Source organism: Tabrizicola caldifontis (assembly GCF_004762095.1).
In the GTDB taxonomy this organism is placed as follows: domain Bacteria; phylum Pseudomonadota; class Alphaproteobacteria; order Rhodobacterales; family Rhodobacteraceae; genus Tabrizicola; species Tabrizicola caldifontis.
In genome coordinates this window covers 1-1,288 of record NZ_SIJH01000046.1, presented here as the reverse complement: position 1 = coordinate 1,288, position 1,288 = coordinate 1, and the positions used below count along the sequence as shown (strand labels likewise).

General features: G+C 64.5%; 2 protein-coding genes. Both read right to left on the bottom strand.

Going from position 1 to position 1,288, the window contains the following annotated elements; translation table 11 throughout:
* A partial coding sequence (locus EYB42_RS17190) for a PP2C family protein-serine/threonine phosphatase (protein WP_240784250.1) occupies positions 1-927 on the bottom strand: 927 nt, incomplete at its 3' end.
* Positions 908-1,288, bottom strand: a 381-nt coding sequence (locus tag EYB42_RS17185; protein WP_135451292.1) for an FHA domain-containing protein, incomplete at its 5' end; no start/stop codon positions are given. The genes EYB42_RS17190 and EYB42_RS17185, both read right to left, overlap by 20 nt.

The window sequence follows — 1,288 nt, the reverse complement described above, 5'->3', positions numbered from 1 at the left end:
GTACCGGTTTCTGGCAATGTTTGGGCGGGCATCGGGTTGAGGGGTAGGATCTGTGGTTCGGCGGCGACGGTGGTCAGGCGCCTTGGGCGGGTGAGGGCGACCGAGGGGTGCGGCGGGCGGTCCTGCCGGGGGCGCGCGCTGGCGTCGTTCACCTTGATGACGGTGAAGCTGATGTTGTCCTGATCGGGATCGTCCAGCCGCGTCAGCTCTTCCAGCAGACGCTCGGCGATCTCGGTCGACCGGCTCTTGCGGTATTTGCCAAGAACCCGTTCGATCTGCGCATTGGAACTGCAGACCGTCCGAGGCACAGATCACGATGTCGCCCGCCTGCAGCTCGAAAGGCCGCGCCGGGCAGTCGATCCGGGGGATCCGCGTGCCCATCAGCACCGAGATCAGGCAGTTGCGGTCCGGGTGGTGCGCCGCAACCTCGGCATCCATCAGACCCGACTTCACCATGAAGTCGATCTGCGGGGCCATCGAATGGTCCTCGTTCAGCTGCGAAAGCCGGCCGTTCCGATACAGAAACAGCGGGCTGTCGCCCACCGAAAGCCACCACAGCCGGTTCTCCACCAGGCAGGGCACCACCAGCGTCGCCCCCATCCCCGCCGTCTCGGGATGCGTCTGCATGTGCTGGCGCAAGGTCTCGTTCGCAAGCTCCGCCACACCGCGCAGGATCTCGGGCGCGCGCGCCTCGAAGGCATCAACGTCCGCAAAATGGAACTTCAGCTCGCTGTAGACCTCGGTCAGCACGATCTTCGAGGCCACGTCGCCCGCCGCGTGTCCCCCCATCCCGTCGGCCAGAACCACAAACCCCGCCTCCGCACCCACCGGGAAATCGGCCGTGATCGCATCCTCCTGATAGTCCCGCGCACCCTGGCTTATGCCAGAGGCAACGTCATAGCGCGGCTCACGCGATCGCCACATCATGCCCGTCTCCTCCGGCTTCCGTCGACGACCAGTTGAACGCCGGAGTGCACAGAACCTTCAGCACAAGCGTCGTCTCGCCAATCTGGATCTCGTCACCCTCCCGCAGCTCTTCCGTCGACAAGAGCGGCCTGCCGTTCAGACGCACAAGGTTCGACTTGCCGCCATGCCCGATGTGAAACCGGTGCGTCGCTCCGTCATAGGCAATCGACGCGTGGTTCTGACGCGAAATCGCCATGTCCCCGAAATCCAGCGCAACCGTCTGGTCAGTGCCACGACCAATCTGCGAAACCCCCTGCGAAAGCGCAAACGCCGCACCACGACCAGGACCAGACTTCACAACCAGCCAGCCCGTCGGAAACAT